The sequence below is a fragment of the Belnapia sp. AC561 genome (assembly GCF_979252845.1).
This window is the reverse complement of record NZ_CEEDBP010000502.1, coordinates 1-235: the sequence shown is the minus strand read 5'-3', so window position 1 is coordinate 235 and position 235 is coordinate 1. Positions and strand designations below refer to the sequence as shown.

Here is a 235-nt window from a genome sequence, read left to right as displayed (position 1 = left end):
CAGTTGGCCCGGTCGATCTGGTCGTCGCTCGGCGCCGTCATCGAGGTGGTGGCCGAGGGGCTGCCGCCCGGGCTCGGCGCGCCGATCTACGGCAAGCTGGCTGCGGATATCGCCGCGGCGCTGATGAGCATCAACGCGGTCAAGGGCGTCGAGATCGGCGACGGCGTCGCCGCCGCGGCCCTCTCGGGCGAGGGCAATGCGGACGAGATGCGGATGGGCCCGGACGGGCGGGTGC

At 73.6% G+C, this 235-nt stretch carries 1 protein-coding gene; it reads left to right on the top strand.

All coding sequences use genetic code 11. The features are described 5' to 3' along the window. Positions 1 to 235, top strand: a 235-nt coding sequence (locus AC0IW9_RS32025; protein ID WP_471652308.1) for a chorismate synthase, incomplete at both ends; no start/stop codon positions are given.